The following is a 284-nucleotide window of genomic DNA, read 5'->3' on the forward strand; positions in this document are numbered from 1 at the left end:
GGACGTCGACGCAAAGGTCATCTGGCCTTGCCCGCTTTCTGCTGGCCCATGAAAATACATGAAGAAGCGATGATACCGCTGATCGACATGAACGTCGGGAGACGCGATGTGCTCCTTGATGAACGGACATTGATCGAGGGACAGCACACCGCCAGGGTGGATGTGCCACGGACCTTCGATCGATTCCGCGTAGGCGAGGCGAATATAGGAGCCACCATGGTCAGCGAAATAGAGATGGTAAGCGCCTAGCCGCCCCGACGCCCAGTCGGGCATACGGATCAGCG

At 58.1% G+C, this 284-nt stretch carries 1 protein-coding gene; it reads right to left on the reverse strand.

The annotated features are described in order from the left end of the window. A partial coding sequence (locus tag EN786_RS38175; protein ID WP_210238943.1) for a hypothetical protein occupies nt 1-284 on the reverse strand: 284 nt, incomplete at both ends.

The sequence above is a fragment of the Mesorhizobium sp. M4B.F.Ca.ET.143.01.1.1 genome (assembly GCF_004792275.1).
Taxonomy (GTDB): Bacteria; Pseudomonadota; Alphaproteobacteria; order Rhizobiales; family Rhizobiaceae; genus Mesorhizobium; species Mesorhizobium abyssinicae.